General features: G+C 70.1%; 11 protein-coding genes. 9 read left to right on the top strand and 2 right to left on the bottom strand.

Annotated elements, in window-relative coordinates:
* Positions 1 to 167 precede the first annotated feature (167 nt).
* From H6A07_RS03135 to H6A07_RS03155, 5 genes are read left to right on the top strand one after another with little or no spacing between them, the layout of a single operon-like run.
* Positions 168 to 1,097, top strand: coding sequence for an ATP-binding cassette domain-containing protein (locus tag H6A07_RS03135; RefSeq protein WP_204813414.1), 930 nt, complete (start codon positions 168 to 170; stop codon positions 1,095 to 1,097).
* Positions 1,094 to 1,894 (top strand): hypothetical protein, encoded by an 801-nt coding sequence (locus tag H6A07_RS03140; protein ID WP_204813416.1) that lies wholly within the window; start codon positions 1,094 to 1,096, stop codon positions 1,892 to 1,894. The genes H6A07_RS03135 and H6A07_RS03140 overlap by 4 nt, the downstream gene beginning before the upstream one ends.
* Positions 1,891 to 2,712, top strand: coding sequence for a hypothetical protein (locus H6A07_RS03145; RefSeq protein ID WP_204813418.1), 822 nt, complete (start codon positions 1,891 to 1,893; stop codon positions 2,710 to 2,712). Before H6A07_RS03140 ends, H6A07_RS03145 begins: the two co-directional genes overlap by 4 nt.
* Positions 2,712 to 3,758 carry a sensor histidine kinase gene (locus tag H6A07_RS03150; protein ID WP_239471036.1) on the top strand — a complete coding sequence of 349 codons (1,047 nt, stop codon included), beginning with the start codon at positions 2,712 to 2,714 and terminating at the stop codon, positions 3,756 to 3,758. The genes H6A07_RS03145 and H6A07_RS03150 overlap by 1 nt, the downstream gene beginning before the upstream one ends.
* A 38-nt stretch (positions 3,759 to 3,796) precedes the next feature.
* Positions 3,797 to 4,117, top strand: a complete 321-nt coding sequence (locus tag H6A07_RS03155) for a YbjQ family protein (RefSeq protein WP_204813420.1) — start codon at positions 3,797 to 3,799, stop codon at positions 4,115 to 4,117.
* Positions 4,118 to 4,139: 22 nt separating this feature from the next.
* On the opposite strand, the gene H6A07_RS03160 is transcribed toward H6A07_RS03155, so the two are convergent.
* Together H6A07_RS03160 and H6A07_RS03165 are read right to left on the bottom strand one after the other, a co-directional pair.
* Entirely contained in the window at positions 4,140 to 5,246 is a 1,107-nt protein-coding gene (locus H6A07_RS03160) for a hypothetical protein (protein ID WP_239471037.1), read from the bottom strand.
* A 139-nt stretch (positions 5,247 to 5,385) separates the two neighbouring features.
* Positions 5,386 to 7,560 carry a transglycosylase domain-containing protein gene (locus H6A07_RS03165; protein ID WP_204813422.1) on the bottom strand — a complete coding sequence of 725 codons (2,175 nt, stop codon included), beginning with the start codon at positions 7,558 to 7,560 and terminating at the stop codon, positions 5,386 to 5,388.
* Between the two features lie 118 nt (positions 7,561 to 7,678).
* Between H6A07_RS03165 and tyrS the strand changes: the two genes are divergently transcribed.
* From tyrS to lgt, 4 genes are all read left to right on the top strand, one after another.
* Complete coding sequence (gene tyrS / locus H6A07_RS03170) at positions 7,679 to 8,896, top strand: tyrosine--tRNA ligase (protein ID WP_204813424.1); 1,218 nt, start codon at positions 7,679 to 7,681, stop codon at positions 8,894 to 8,896.
* 165 nt (positions 8,897 to 9,061) lie between these two features.
* On the top strand, positions 9,062 to 11,593 hold the full coding sequence (locus H6A07_RS03175; RefSeq protein ID WP_239471038.1) for a U32 family peptidase: 2,532 nt from the start codon (positions 9,062 to 9,064) through the stop codon (positions 11,591 to 11,593).
* Positions 11,594 to 11,655: 62 nt separating this feature from the next.
* A complete protein-coding gene (locus tag H6A07_RS03180; RefSeq protein WP_204813426.1) occupies positions 11,656 to 11,892 on the top strand; it encodes a NifU family protein in 237 nt (78 codons plus the stop codon).
* Between the two features lie 16 nt (positions 11,893 to 11,908).
* On the top strand, positions 11,909 to 12,739 hold the full coding sequence (lgt, locus tag H6A07_RS03185) for a prolipoprotein diacylglyceryl transferase (RefSeq protein ID WP_204813428.1): 831 nt from the start codon (positions 11,909 to 11,911) through the stop codon (positions 12,737 to 12,739).
* The last annotated feature ends 25 nt before the right edge of the window (positions 12,740 to 12,764 follow it).

Below are 12,764 nucleotides of genomic sequence, written 5' to 3' on the forward strand. Positions count from 1 at the left end.
GAGGCCGTTTTGCAGCGTGCGGCATCGATTTATCACACGAGAGGCCGTTTTGCATGACACGGACACGTGCGACCCGCAGTGGACCCTCAAGCTTTCTTTAGATTTGGCTCACGGTTTCTAAAGGCCCGCCTGCCATCATGGGGGTCAGCCTCTAGAAAGGAGCTCGCGTGAACGTCATTGAGACGCACGGCCTCACCAAGCGCTACCGCCGCAAGCTGGCCGTGGACAACCTGGACATGACCGTCGCTGCCGGCGACATCTACGGCTTTGTGGGCAAGAACGGCTCGGGCAAGTCGACCACGATGAAGATGGTCTGCGGGCTCGCGCGCCCCACGGCGGGCGAGGTTGTTCTTTTCGGCGACCCTGAGAACGGAGGCGCCACGCCGCAGGGCTTCTCCCGCGTCGGCGCCCTCATCGAGAGCCCGGGCGTGCTCGCCAGCCTCACGGCGCGGGACAACCTCGTCGCCAAGGCGCTCGCGCTCGGCATGACGCATGCCGGCCAGGTGGCGGACGACCTGCTCGAGCTCGTGGGGCTGGACCCGCGCGACCATCGCCGCGTGAAGGCCTACTCGCTCGGCATGAAGCAGCGCCTGGGCCTCGCGCTCGCGCTCGTGGGTGCGCCCGACCTGCTGCTTCTGGACGAGCCCTTCAACGGCCTGGACCCGGAGGCCACGCGCGCCATGCGCCTCGCGCTCGTGCGCCTCAACCACGAGCACGGCGTCACGATCATGATCTCCAGCCACGTGCTGGACCAGCTCGACCGCGTGGCCACGCGCTTTGGCATCATCGCAAACGGTCGTCTCACGGCCGAGTTCACCGACGCGGAGCTTCACGAGCGCTGCGGCAGCTCGGTGCGCCTGCGTCTCGCGCAGCCGGAGCGCGGGCTGGCCCTCCTCGAGCAGGCGCTCCCGCAGGCGATCTTCCGCGCGGAGCCCGACGGCGCTCTCGTGGTCACGGGCGTCGCGCTCGAGGAGGTCAGCGCCGTATGCTTCTCCGCCGGCGTGGAGGTCCGCGAGCTCGCCCAGCAGGAGCGCGACATCGAGGAGTACTTCGTCGAGCTCATGGAGGCGGGCGAGAAGGACGGTGGCGCCCGATGACCGCCCTGCTCCGCTCTGATGCCTACCGCGTCCTGCACTCCCGCTGGATCTGGGTGGCCGTCGCCATCGTGACCTTCCTGACGTTCGCGCCGGCGCTGCTCATGCGCTGGACCGGGATGGGGCCCGTCGCCTTTGACAGCATCACCGGCTCCGCCCTCAGCCTCGGCGGCGTCGAGATCCTCGTCGCCGTCATGGCCGCGATCGTGTGCTGCGATAAGACGGACCTCGGCTTTGGTCGCTCGGTCCTCTCGTCGCTCAGCCCGCGCGCCCGCAGGGCCTGGTTTGCCGAGAAGTGCGTCTTCTCGGTGCTCCTTACTGCGGCCACGGCGCTCTTTGCTCTTGCGCTTGGTCTTCTCGCCCTGCCGATCGCCGGCGTTCCGATCCTTGCGCCCGAGCCTGCCTGGCAGGTCGCCGCTTGGTTTGGGTGCAACTGGCTTGTGGGCTCGACCTACGCCGTGCTCACCGTGCTCGTGGCGCACCTCACGCGCAACGAGACCGTGACCGTGGGCTTTGCGGTCCTGGCGTCCACAGGCATCCTCGAGGGCGGCATCGTCATCGGCATCGACGCCCTGTGCTACCTCGCCGGCGGCCGCTTCTTGGACTTCTCCTCGGCTGTCGCCCCGTGGCTGCCCGCGCAGGTCGTGAGCGCCATCGGGGAGAGTGCCGGCGCGCTCCTCGCGCCCGACACCGTCACGGGCCTGGCGCCCGCCGTCCGCGCGCTCATCGTCTGTCTGCCGCTTGCCGTTGCGGCCACGGCCGTCGATGCGCTGCTCGTCTCAAGGAGGGATGTCGCATGATCGCGCTGCTCAAGTCCGACCTCTACCGCACGCTGCGTGCGCGCTGGCCATGGGTGGTGCTCGGCCTCGTGGCGCTCGTCACGCTGGGCTCGGCCATCCTCACGATCTGGTGGCCGCTCGAGCCCGGCCTTGTCTACGACGGGCTCACCAGCCGTTACGGCGCCTTTCGCCTTGCTGGGCGCGGCGCCTCCATTGCGCTCGTCTCAACGATCGCGCCGTTCGTGGCGGCGTACCTCTCCTGCGTGGATACCGACGCCGGCTTTGACCGCACGCTCCTTGCGTCCCTGCGTGGCCGCGTCACGTACTTTGCCGAGAAGTACCTGCTCACGGTCATCATCTCGGGTGCCATTCTGCTCGCCTACCTCATGTTCAGTGGCTTCGGCGCCCTCGTGACCATGCGGTCCGTGACAAACGTCGAGCCGCTCTGGCAGGTCGCGGCGTGGGCGGGCGAGGGCTGGCTCGCGGCGTGCGCCTACGCGCTGCTGGTGCTGCTCGTGGGTCAGCTCACGCGCAGTCGCGCGATCGCGTTCATCGTGACGTTTCTGCTGCTCACGGCGGCCGTCGAGCAGGGGTTCTTCTCGTTTCTGCTGCTCGTGAGCAACGTGTTTGACCTGGGATGGCTCCCCGCCCTGGAGGCGGCCTGGGCTTGGGCGCCCTACGTCACCACCGCCGCCGTGGGCAACGGCGCTGCGGACATGCTTGCCGTGGATGCCACCGGCTTTGCCCCGGCCGCCCGCGCGCTCATCGTCTGCGTGCCGCTCTGCCTCGCCTGCGCTGGGCTCGGCACCCTCGTGGGCACGAGACGTGACCTCGCGTGATGCGTGACGCGCTTCTCGAGCAGCTCTACCGCTGGCTGGAGCCGTTCGTGGACTGGCTGCTCGCAAGCTCTAGGATGGAATGGTGGGCCGGCGTCATGGAGGGGCTTCACATGGCTGATGCGATCATGCTCGCGGTGATGCTGCTGGTCGGCGTCGGGCTCGGCGCCGTCCTCGTCGTCGCCTGCTACGTGAGCGAGCTCGGCCGCCAGGCGCGCTTCCTGGGCGTCCGCGACCGCGCGAGCAACGCGCGGCTCACGAGCGGCAGCCGCCTGCCGGGCGTCGTGGGCCTCGTGGACGCCGTGAACGCCGAGCTCGATGCGGCGGACGCGGAGCGCGTGGAGGCCCTGCGCGCCGCCGACGAGTTCTCGCGCGGGCTCTCGGCGCTCTCCCACGACGTCCGGACGCCGCTCACCGGCGCGCGCGGCTACCTGCAGCTGGCGCGCGAGGAGACGGACCCGACGCGCAGGGACGCCCAGCTCGCGGCGGCCGACGCACGCCTCGCGGCCATGACGGGCCTGCTCGACGAGCTCTTCTCCTACGCGCGCGCCGCCGATCCGGACACCCCGCTCGAGCTGGCGCCCGTGGCGCTGCGCCCCTTGCTGGAGCAGGTTCTTCTCGGCCATTACCCGGAGTTCGAGGCGCGCGGCTGGGAGCCGGAGCTGACCTGCGGGGACGTCACGGTGACGGCGGACGCCGAGGCCCTCGCGCGCATCGCGGAGAACCTCGTGGCTAACGCGCTGCGCCACGGATGCGGCCCGCTCTCGGTGACGGTCCGTCCGTCAGCCGAGAAGAACCGCGTGGCCGTGGAGTTCTCCAACCCCGTGGCGGACCCCGCCGCGATCGAGGCCGACCGCCTCTTCGAGCGCTTCTACCAGGCCGACGCCTCGCGCGCGACCGACGGCTCCGGCCTCGGGCTCGCCGTCGCCGCCGAGCTCGCCGCCGCCCAGGGCATGACGCTCTCCGCCCGCCTGGACGGCCCCGCCCTCACCATCACCCTTGACTGTGAATTGGGGACAGTCCCCAATTCACACAAATCGTTTATGTAAATTGGGGACTGTCCCCAATTCACAGAGAGGAGACGCGCATGATCGTCACGACCACCAACTCCGTCGAGGGCTGCGAGATCCGCGGCTACCTCGGCATCGTCACCGGCGAGGCCGTGAGCGGCATCAACATGTTCCGCGACATCGGCGCGAGCGTGCGCAACATCTTCGGCGGCCGCTCGGCCGGCTACGAGGAGGAGCTCCAGCAGGCGCGCGAGGAGGTCCTCGCCGAGATGCAGCAGCGCGCCCAGGCGCTCGGCGCGGACGCCGTCGTGGGCGCCTCCATCGGCTACGAGACCTTCGAGGGCATGATCATGACCTGCTGCTCCGGCACGGCGGTCAAGCTCGCGCGCCGCGCCTAGCGGGTACCGGGGCAGGCCCCGGCTACTCCGTCGCCGCGTCCCCGCCGTTCGAGTCGGCGGCACTGAGCGCGTAGAGCGTCTCGCACGAGCCGGCGATCGTGGCGGGGTCCCATGGCCGCGCGCTCACCTCGGGCGACGTGGGGTCGAAGACCTGCACCGAGCCGTCGGAGTTCTCGGTCACGACGATCACCCAGTGGGCGGCGTCGGTGAGGGTGCCCGCCTGCGCCTCGAGCAGGAGGTAGGTCCCCGTGTCGAGCACCTGCGTGAGGTTGTCCGCGTTGGACGTGTAGGTCGAGCAGGTGAGGCCAAACGCGCCGAGGGCATCGGCGTCCTCGAGGTAGCTGCCGGAGAGGCAGGAGTCGCCGCTCGCCATCCCCGCGTCGCTCGCTGCCTGGGCAAAGTCGGCCGGGGTGCGGTCCCCCTTGCCGGTGATCGCCATGTAGGCCATCGAGAGCGCGGTGGGGCCGGAGCCGGTCAGCGCGAGCGGCGCGCCGGCGTAGTCGACGTTGCCCCAGCGGGCGTCCCAGCAGTAGAGCTCGGGCACAGTGCCGACGCTCGTCTCGCCGTCGTAGGGCTGGGCGGTCTTCTCCGCATCGGGATAGGCGGCGACGAAGTCAATCGCCGCCGGCTGCGCGAGGGCGAGCTCCAACAGCGCGGTGTTCTCGTACCTGTCCGCGTTCTCCGCGATCTGCGCGAGCTTCTCGCCCTGGTCGAGCTCGGCGGAAAACTCGCGCGTGAGGTCCTCGCTCACGCCCGCCGCCACGCGTGCGTCGATGGGGTTGGCCTCGGCGCTCGCTTGGTCGGCGCTGCAGCTCCGGACGCAGCTGGAGATGCCCACGACCAGCAGGACGAGAAGAACGACGACCAGGGCGGCGAGGAAGAGCAGGCGGCGGTTGGTGCTCAGCCGGCGCGCGCGGCCGCTCTGGAAGTTGATGTTACGCGTGCGCAGGGGGTAGCCGGGCCCCGAGGACCGGCGCGGGGAGGAGGGGCGCTGCCGGGTGCCGCGCGGGCCGTGGTAGCTGCCCTGCATGGGGATGCGCTCGCGCGAGCCCTGCGTGTAGGGACGAGAGGAGCTTGAGCGCGGGGCCGAGCCCTGGCGAGATCGCCCACCATGGTCGTTGTACGTCATACGTCCTCCCCGACGATCCAGCTGCAGAAAGCCTCTTGTCGCATGATACGGCAGCGCCCGCATATGAGGGCGCGGGCGCCGCCCCCAATCGGGGAGCGGCGCCCGCGCGCGTCGGTGAGGCGTGTTGGCGTCACCGGGGTCACTGCTGCGGCTGCGGCTCCACGGGCTCGGTGGGCGTCGTGCCGCCGCCGCCCGTCGTGTCGCCGCCTTCGGTGGGAGGCGTCGGCGTGGGCTCGGTCGGTTCCGTGGGCTCGCCGGTGTCGTCCGGGGCGTCGGTTTCGGGCTCGTCCGTCTCCTCGGGCTCCTCGTCCGGCTGCTCGACGGGCTCCTCGCTCCAGCCGGTGGTGTTCACCGCAGTGCTCGTGCCGATGAACGTCCAGGAGTCGTTGGGCTTGTACTCGGGCTCGTGGTCGGAGGTGGGGAACTCGCCGCGCTCCACGCCCGCGAGCGCCGCGTTCATGTAGGTGCCCCAGATGGGGATCGCGGTGGTGGCGGTGGAGCCGCTCGTGCCGCCAAAGTAGACGCGCGCGGTGCCGCTGTCGGGGTTGCCCACCCAGACGGCGGTGGTGAGCTGGGGCGTGAAGCCGCAGAACCAGAGGTTGGAGTAGTTGTCGGCCGTGCCGGTCTTGCCGGCGACGGGCTGGTTCTGGCGGAAGTAGTTGCGCAGGCTGGTGGCGCTGCCCTGGGTGACGACGGTCTCGAGGATGTTGGTGGCCTCCACGGCGATCGCCGAGTCGACGACCTGCTCGGGGTCGTCCTCGTGCTCGTAGACCACGTTGCCGTTGCGGTCCTCGATCTTGGTGATCGCCACGGGGTTGCGGTGGACGCCGCCGTTGGCGATCGTCGAGAAGGCCTCGCACATCTCGAGCGGCGTGAGCTCCGAGGTGCCGAGGCTCGCCGCGAGGCCGGAGTCGATCGGGTTGTCGATGCCGAGGCGCGCCGCCATGTCCGCGACCTTGTCCATGCCGATGGCCTCGGCCACCTGGACGTAGCCGGTGTTGGAGGAGACGGCCGTCGCGCGCGCCAGGGTGATGACGCCGTAGTTGATGTGCTGGATGTTGCTCGGCGCCCACGTGGGCGTGACCTGGAGCGTGGCCTGGCAGTTGATGCGGACGTCCGGGCTCATGCCCTGCTCGAGCGCCGCCATCAGCACGATGGCCTTGAAGCTGGAGCCGGTCTGGCACTTGCTCGTGGCGAGGTTGACCGTGCTCTGGCCCGCCTCGGTGTCGTTGCCGTAGTTTTGGCCGCCCACCATCGCCACGATGTGCCCGTTGGAGTTGTCGATCGAGACGAGCGCCGCCGCGATGTCGGGGTTGCCGCCCGCCGCGATGCGGTCGCTGCACGCCTGTTCGGCGGCCGCCTGCTTGTCGGGCTCGATCGTGGTGTAGACCTTGAGGCCGCCCTGGGCGATCGTGTCGGACGAGAAGTCCTGCAGCAGCAGGTTGCGCACGTAGTCGGTGAAGTAGGGGTAGGTGCTGTCGGAGTCGGTGAGCTGGCCGGGGTTGAGCGGGATCTCCTCCGCGACGGTGGCGTCGTACTCCTCCTGCGTGATGTCGCCCGCCTCGAGCATGCGCGAGAGGACCAGGTTGCGGCGGCTCTTGCAGTTGTCGTAGTTGGTGAAGGGGTCAAAGGCGGTGGGCGAGTTGGGGATGCCCACGAGCGTGGCGGCCTCGTTGAGCGTGAGGTCGGCGGCGCTCTTGTTGAAGTAGGTGATGGCCGCCGCCTCGATGCCGTAGGCGCCGTTGCCGTAGAAGATGGTGTTGAGGTACATGTTGAGGATCTGGTCCTTCGTGTACGTCTTCTCCATCTGGATGGCGATGTAGGCCTCGCGGACCTTGCGGCGCAGTGTGTTCTCGAACTGCTCGTCGGAGAGGACCGTCCAGCGCACGAGCTGCTGGGTGATCGTGGAGCCGCCGCCCTGCTCGCCGCCGCCGAAGACCTGGCCCACGGCCGCGCGCAGGATGCCCTCGGGGTCCACGCCGTTGTGCTGGTAGAAGCGCTTGTCCTCGGTGTCGATCGTGCCGCGCTTGACGTAGTCGGAGACCTGGTCGAGGGTGACCGAGCGACGGTTCTGCAGGTAGTAGGCCACGATCTCGTTGCCGTCGGCGTCGTAGACGCGGGTGGGCTCGGCGACGAGGAAGGCGTCGGCCGAGGTGTAGTCGGGCAGGTCCTCGAGCCAGCTGGACACCACGGCGCCCAGCGAGAGCGCGAGCGTCACGCAGAGAAGCGCGATGAAGCCCAGCAGCCCCGCGAGGCCAAAGCCCACGAAGTGGGTCTTCGAGTGCGCTCGAGCCCGGCGCGTTCTGATTCCCATCTATCACTCCTTGTCCGGGACGTCCGTCCACAGTTGCTCGTCATTATACTATGCTAGTTGGCTATGCCGCCGCCTGCAGGCGGTTCAGAGAGACGTAGACCCTATGGAGGACAGCGCGATGCTCCCAGTTGACGAGCAACTCAAGGTGATCACTTCCGGCACGATGCAGATCGTGCCGCTGGACGAGCTCAAGAAGAAGCTCGAGAAGGGCACGCCGCTCAACATCAAGCTGGGCGTCGACCCCACCTCGCCCGACCTGCACCTCGGCCACGCCGTGCCGCTGCGCAAGATGCGCCAGTTCCAGGACCTCGGCCACAACGTGACGCTCATCATCGGCAACGGCACCGCGCTGATCGGCGACCCGTCCGGCCGTGACTCCACCCGCCCGCCGCTCACCGAGGAGCAGGTGGAGGCCAACGCCAAGACCTACGTCGAGCAGGCCATGAAGGTGCTCGACCCCGAGAAGACCACGGTCCTGCACAACGGCGAGTGGCTCAAGGGCCTGAACCTCGCCGAGATGCTCAAGATCATGAGCCAGTTCAACGTGGCGCGCATCCTCGAGCGCGAGGACTTCCACAACCGCTACACCGAGGGCAAGTCCATCGGCCTGCACGAGTTCATCTACCCGGTGCTGCAGGCCTACGACTCGGTGGTCATCAAGGCCGACCTCGAGATGGGCGGCAACGACCAGATCTTCAACCTGCTCGCCGGCCGCGACCTCATGCGCGCGATGGGCATGGAGCCGCAGGTGGCCCTCACGATGCCGCTGCTGGTGGGCACCGACGGCCACAAGAAGATGTCCAAGAGCTACGGCAACTACGTGGGCCTGACCGACGAGCCGGCGGACATGTACGGCAAAGTCATGTCCATCACCGACGAGTTGGTGCCGCTCTACTGGCGCCTCTGCTCCACCGCGGACATGGACAAGCTCGACGCGATCGACGCCGCCTTCGCGGACGGATCCGCCGACCCGTATGCGCTCAAGCGCGAGCTGGCCGCCAACATCGTGGACCTCTACCACGGCGAGGGCGCCGGCGCCGCGGCGAGCGCCGCCTTCGACGCGCAGTTCAAGCGCGCCGAGGCGCCTTCGGACATGCCGGAGTTCCCCGTGAGCGTCGTCGAGGTCAACGACGAGGGCAAGGTCTACCTGGGCAAGCTGCTCGTGGAGGTCGGCATCGCCAAGTCCGCCGGCGAGGCGCGCCGCCTCGTGGACGGCGGCGGCGTCAAGATCAACGGCGAGGCCGTGGCGCCCAAGTGCTACAACGTCGAGCCGTCGCTCTTCTCGGCCGGCACGACGGTCCAGTCCGGCAAGAAGCGCTGGGCGCGCCTGGTGTAGGCTCGCGACCCAACGTGACGGGCGACGCCGCTGCCGTGGCGTCGCCCTTTTTGTTGGGCGTGGCGGATTAGCATACACTGGCGCCTCTACGGCGTTGCGTTTTCCCAGTTGGGTGCGATTTTTCAGGGAGCCAGTGTATGCTATTGACCGGTCGCGCTGTAAGAGATGGGTAACAACATGGCGAGAAGGACCACGTTTCTGCAGGAGCACGGCGTTCCGGAGCTGCTGGCGCCCGCCGGCGGCCCCGCCCCGTTCAACGCCGCGCTCGCGGCCGGGGCCGACGCCATCTACTGCGGCCTGGGCAACGACTTCAACGCCCGGCGCGGCGCGGACAACTTCGACGACGCGTCCTTCTCGGCTGCGTGCCGCCGCGCGCACCTGGCCGGCGCGCGGGTTTACGTGACGGTCAACGTGGCCGTCTCCACCGAGGAGCTGCCGCGCGTGCTGGGGCTGGTGCGCCGCGCGTGGAACCTGGGCGCGGACGCCTTCATCATCCAGGACTGGGGCCTCATGGCCGAGGTCCGCCGCCGGTGGCCGCAGGTGGAGACGCACGTCTCCACGCAGGCCAACGTTCACGACGCGCGCGGCGTGGCCTGGTGCAGGGACGTCTGGGGGGTCGACCGCGTGACGCTCTCGCGCGAGCTCTCCCTCGCGGAGATCTCCCGCATCGCCGAGGAGGGCGTTGAGCTGGAGTGCTTTGGCCACGGGGCGCTCTGCTTCTGCTACTCGGGCGTATGCCTGATGAGCTCGCTGCGCGGCGGGCGCTCGGCCAACCGCGGCCTCTGCGCGCAGCCGTGCCGCCTGCCGTACGACCTCGTTGACGAGGCCGGCGCCGTGATGGAGATTCCCGGCGTCGCCACGCAGGGCGTCCCCGAGACGAGCCGCGGCGTGGGCGGGACGCGCCTGCTCTGCCCCAAGGACTACCGCACGGTGGACCGCGTGCGCGAGCTGCGCGACGCGGGCGTGGGCTCGCTCAAGATCGAGGGGCGCATGAAGGCGCCCGACTATGTGTTCTCCGTGGTGGCGGCCTACCGCGACGCGCTGGACGAGCTCGCGCGGGGCGAGAAGGACGACGCGGGCTCGCGCGCCGCTCGCGACCGGCGCCTGCGCCGCGCCTTCAACCGGGACTTCACCGAGAGCTACCTCTGGGGCGGCTCGGACAACGACATGATGAGCTACGAGCGCTCCAACAACCGCGGCGAGCTCGTGGGGCGCGTCGTGGGGTCGCGTGCGCTCGAGGACGCGCTCGTGCGGCGTGGCGGCGGCAACGGCGGGCGCGAGCGGATGCGCCGCGTCACGCGCGCGGACGTGGAGGTCCTTCTCGACCAGCCGGTGGGCGCCGGCGACCTGCTGGAGATCCGCCCGGTCTCCGACCCGTCGCAGTTCCTGACCGCGCACGCCGAGAAGGACGCCGAGGCGGGGGAGACCATCACCTGCCGCGCCGCGCGCCCGATGGAGGTCGGCTCGCTCGTGCGCGTGATCCGCTCGCAGGCGGCGCTCGACGAGGCGGCGCGTGTGGCCGAGAAGGACGCGCCGCGCCGCCGCCCGGTGCGCGTGCGCGTGACCGCGCGGCTGGGGGAGCCGTTTGCGGTGGAGCTCGCCACGCTCGACGGCGTCGCGTCGGCGCGCGCGGAGGGCTTCGTCGTGGAGGCCGCGCGCACGCGCCCGGTCACCGAGGAGGACCTCGTGGAGCACGTAGGTCGCATGGGCCAGAGCGCCTTTGAGCCCGTGAGCTGGGACGTCGCGCTCGACGCCGGCTGCGGGATGTCCTTCTCGGCCGTGCACAAGGTCCGCGCCGAGGCGTGCCGCCGCCTGGAGGAGGCCATCCTGGCCCCCTACGCCGCCCGCTCTCTGTCAATTGGGGACAGTCCCCAATTGACAGACGTGTCCGGTCGCGGCGAGGAGCCGTGCGTGTGCGCGCTGGTGACGACGCCGGAGGCCGCCGAGGCGGCGCTTGCGGCCGGGGCGACGCGCGTCTACGCCCCCGCAGACGACCTCGCGCGCGGTGCGTGGCCGACCGGCGCGATCCCCTGGCTGGACGAGGTCTGCCGCGAGGCCGACCACACGCGCCTGGACCCCTGGGTGTGCGCTGGTGAGCCCGTGGCCGTGGGCAACGTCTCTGAGCTCGCCCTCGCCGCCGAGCGCGGCGCGGCCCCCGAGGTCCGCTCCTGCATCCCGGTCCACAACGCGCCCGCCCTCGCGGCGCTGGCCGAGGCGGGCGCGGCCGGCGTCTGGCTCTCCCCGGAGCTCACGCTCGAGCAGGTCTGTGACCTCGCCCGCACCGCGCCGATACCGGTGGGCCTCTCCGTTTTTGGCCGCGAGCGCGTGATGACGAGCGAGCACTGCGTCCTGCAGGCGCTCGGTCGCTGCCGGCACGACTGCGCTCGCTGCCCGGAGCGCGCCCGCGCCCTCTCCCTGCGCGACATCGACGGCAACCTCCTGCCCGTGCGCACGGACCTGAACGGCCGCTCGCGCATCTGGTCCGCGCGCCCGCTCGACGCCACGCCGCAGGTCCCGGAGCTCGTCGCGGCCGGCGTCTCGCGCCTGCTCGTGGACGCGCAGCTCATGAGCGCCGAGGAGACCCGCGCCGCCGTCGCGCGCACCGTGGCGGCGCTCGCGGCCGCCCGCGCCGGCCGACGCCCCGAGCCGCGCCTCAAGGGCGCCACGTCGGGTCATCTCTTCTCGCCCATTGGGTAAGATGTCTCTCGGACAACAACCGCGCCCGGCCGCCGCGCCGCGCGCCCACAGAAAGGAACACCATGGCTGTTGACCGCGCACTCCTCGACGCCACCCTCGACGTCATCCGCCAGAGCCTCCAGGCCGACGGCGGCGACGTCGCCCTCATCGACGTCACCGATGACGGCGTCGTCACCCTGGAGATGCAGGGCGCCTGCGCCGGCTGCCCCCTCTCCACGCTCGACATGTCCGAGGGCATCGAGCGCATCCTCATGGAGCACGTCCCCGGCGTGACGCGCGTCCAGCCGGCCGCCTTCTAGCGCGGGCGAGAAGACCGTGTTCCTGAACGACATCTACCACGCCCTCGACCCCGTGGCCTTCTCGGTGGGGCCGCTCTCGGTGCGCTGGTACGCCCTGGCCTACCTCGCCGGCTTTGTCTGCGCGGGCGTGGTGATGTGGCGCACGCAGCGGCGCTGGGGCCTCGGCCTCACGGTCGATGACGTGCTCACGATCGTGATCGGCATCGTCTTTGGCATCATCATCGGCGCGCGCCTCTTCTACGTGGTCTTCTACGGCGCCGGCTACTACCTCGAGCACCCGCTCGAGATCGTGATGCTCAACCACGGCGGCATGAGCTTCCACGGGGGCCTCGTGGGCGCCGTCGTGGGCGGCAGCCTGGTGTGCCGCCGCTACGGCATCTCCATCGCATCAGTCTGCGACCTGGGCGTCATCGGCGCGCCGATCGGCCTCTTCTTCGGTCGCTGCGCCAACTTCGTGAACGGCGAGCTCTGGGGCAAGGAGACGGACCTGCCCTGGGGCGTCATGTTCGAGACGGGCGGCGCGGTCTACCGCCATCCCTCGCAGCTCTATGAGGCGGTCCTCGAGGGCCTCGTGATCTTCGCGGTGCTCTACGCGCTCTCGCGCCGTGTGCCGCCGCGCCCGCAGGGCACGTTCATGGGATGGTTCCTCACGCTCTACGGGGTCTTCCGCTTCCTGATTGAGTTCGTGCGCGTGCCGGACGCCCAGCTCGGCTACCTCCTCGGCCCCATCACGATGGGCCAGCTGCTGAGCCTGCCGCTCGTGCTTCTCGGCGTCGCGATCCTGGTGGCGGCGCACCGGCTGAACCGCCCGCAGCGGGGGTACCTGGACGTCGACGGCTCCGAATAACGCGCTCGATTAAGCACAACTTTCT

Origin of the sequence: Olsenella uli, assembly GCF_016899935.1 — a bacterium.
Lineage (GTDB): Bacteria > Actinomycetota > Coriobacteriia > Coriobacteriales > Atopobiaceae > Thermophilibacter > Thermophilibacter uli_B.

Excerpts from the sequence above, each read along its gene's own strand:
- H6A07_RS03155 (WP_204813420.1), top strand. The coding sequence starts at position 3,797 with ATGATCGTCACGACCACCAACTCCGTCGAGGGCTGCGAGATCCGCGGC.
- H6A07_RS03145 (WP_204813418.1), top strand. The coding sequence starts at position 1,891 with ATGATCGCGCTGCTCAAGTCCGACCTCTACCGCACGCTGCGTGCGCGC.
- H6A07_RS03180 (WP_204813426.1), top strand. The coding sequence starts at position 11,656 with ATGGCTGTTGACCGCGCACTCCTCGACGCCACCCTCGACGTCATCCGC.
- H6A07_RS03165 (WP_204813422.1), bottom strand. The coding sequence starts at position 7,560 with ATGGGAATCAGAACGCGCCGGGCTCGAGCGCACTCGAAGACCCACTTC.
- H6A07_RS03140 (WP_204813416.1), top strand. The coding sequence starts at position 1,094 with ATGACCGCCCTGCTCCGCTCTGATGCCTACCGCGTCCTGCACTCCCGC.
- H6A07_RS03150 (WP_239471036.1), top strand. The coding sequence starts at position 2,712 with ATGCGTGACGCGCTTCTCGAGCAGCTCTACCGCTGGCTGGAGCCGTTC.
- tyrS (WP_204813424.1), top strand. The coding sequence starts at position 7,679 with ATGCTCCCAGTTGACGAGCAACTCAAGGTGATCACTTCCGGCACGATG.
- H6A07_RS03160 (WP_239471037.1), bottom strand. The coding sequence starts at position 5,246 with ATGACGTACAACGACCATGGTGGGCGATCTCGCCAGGGCTCGGCCCCG.
- H6A07_RS03175 (WP_239471038.1), top strand. The coding sequence starts at position 9,062 with ATGGGTAACAACATGGCGAGAAGGACCACGTTTCTGCAGGAGCACGGC.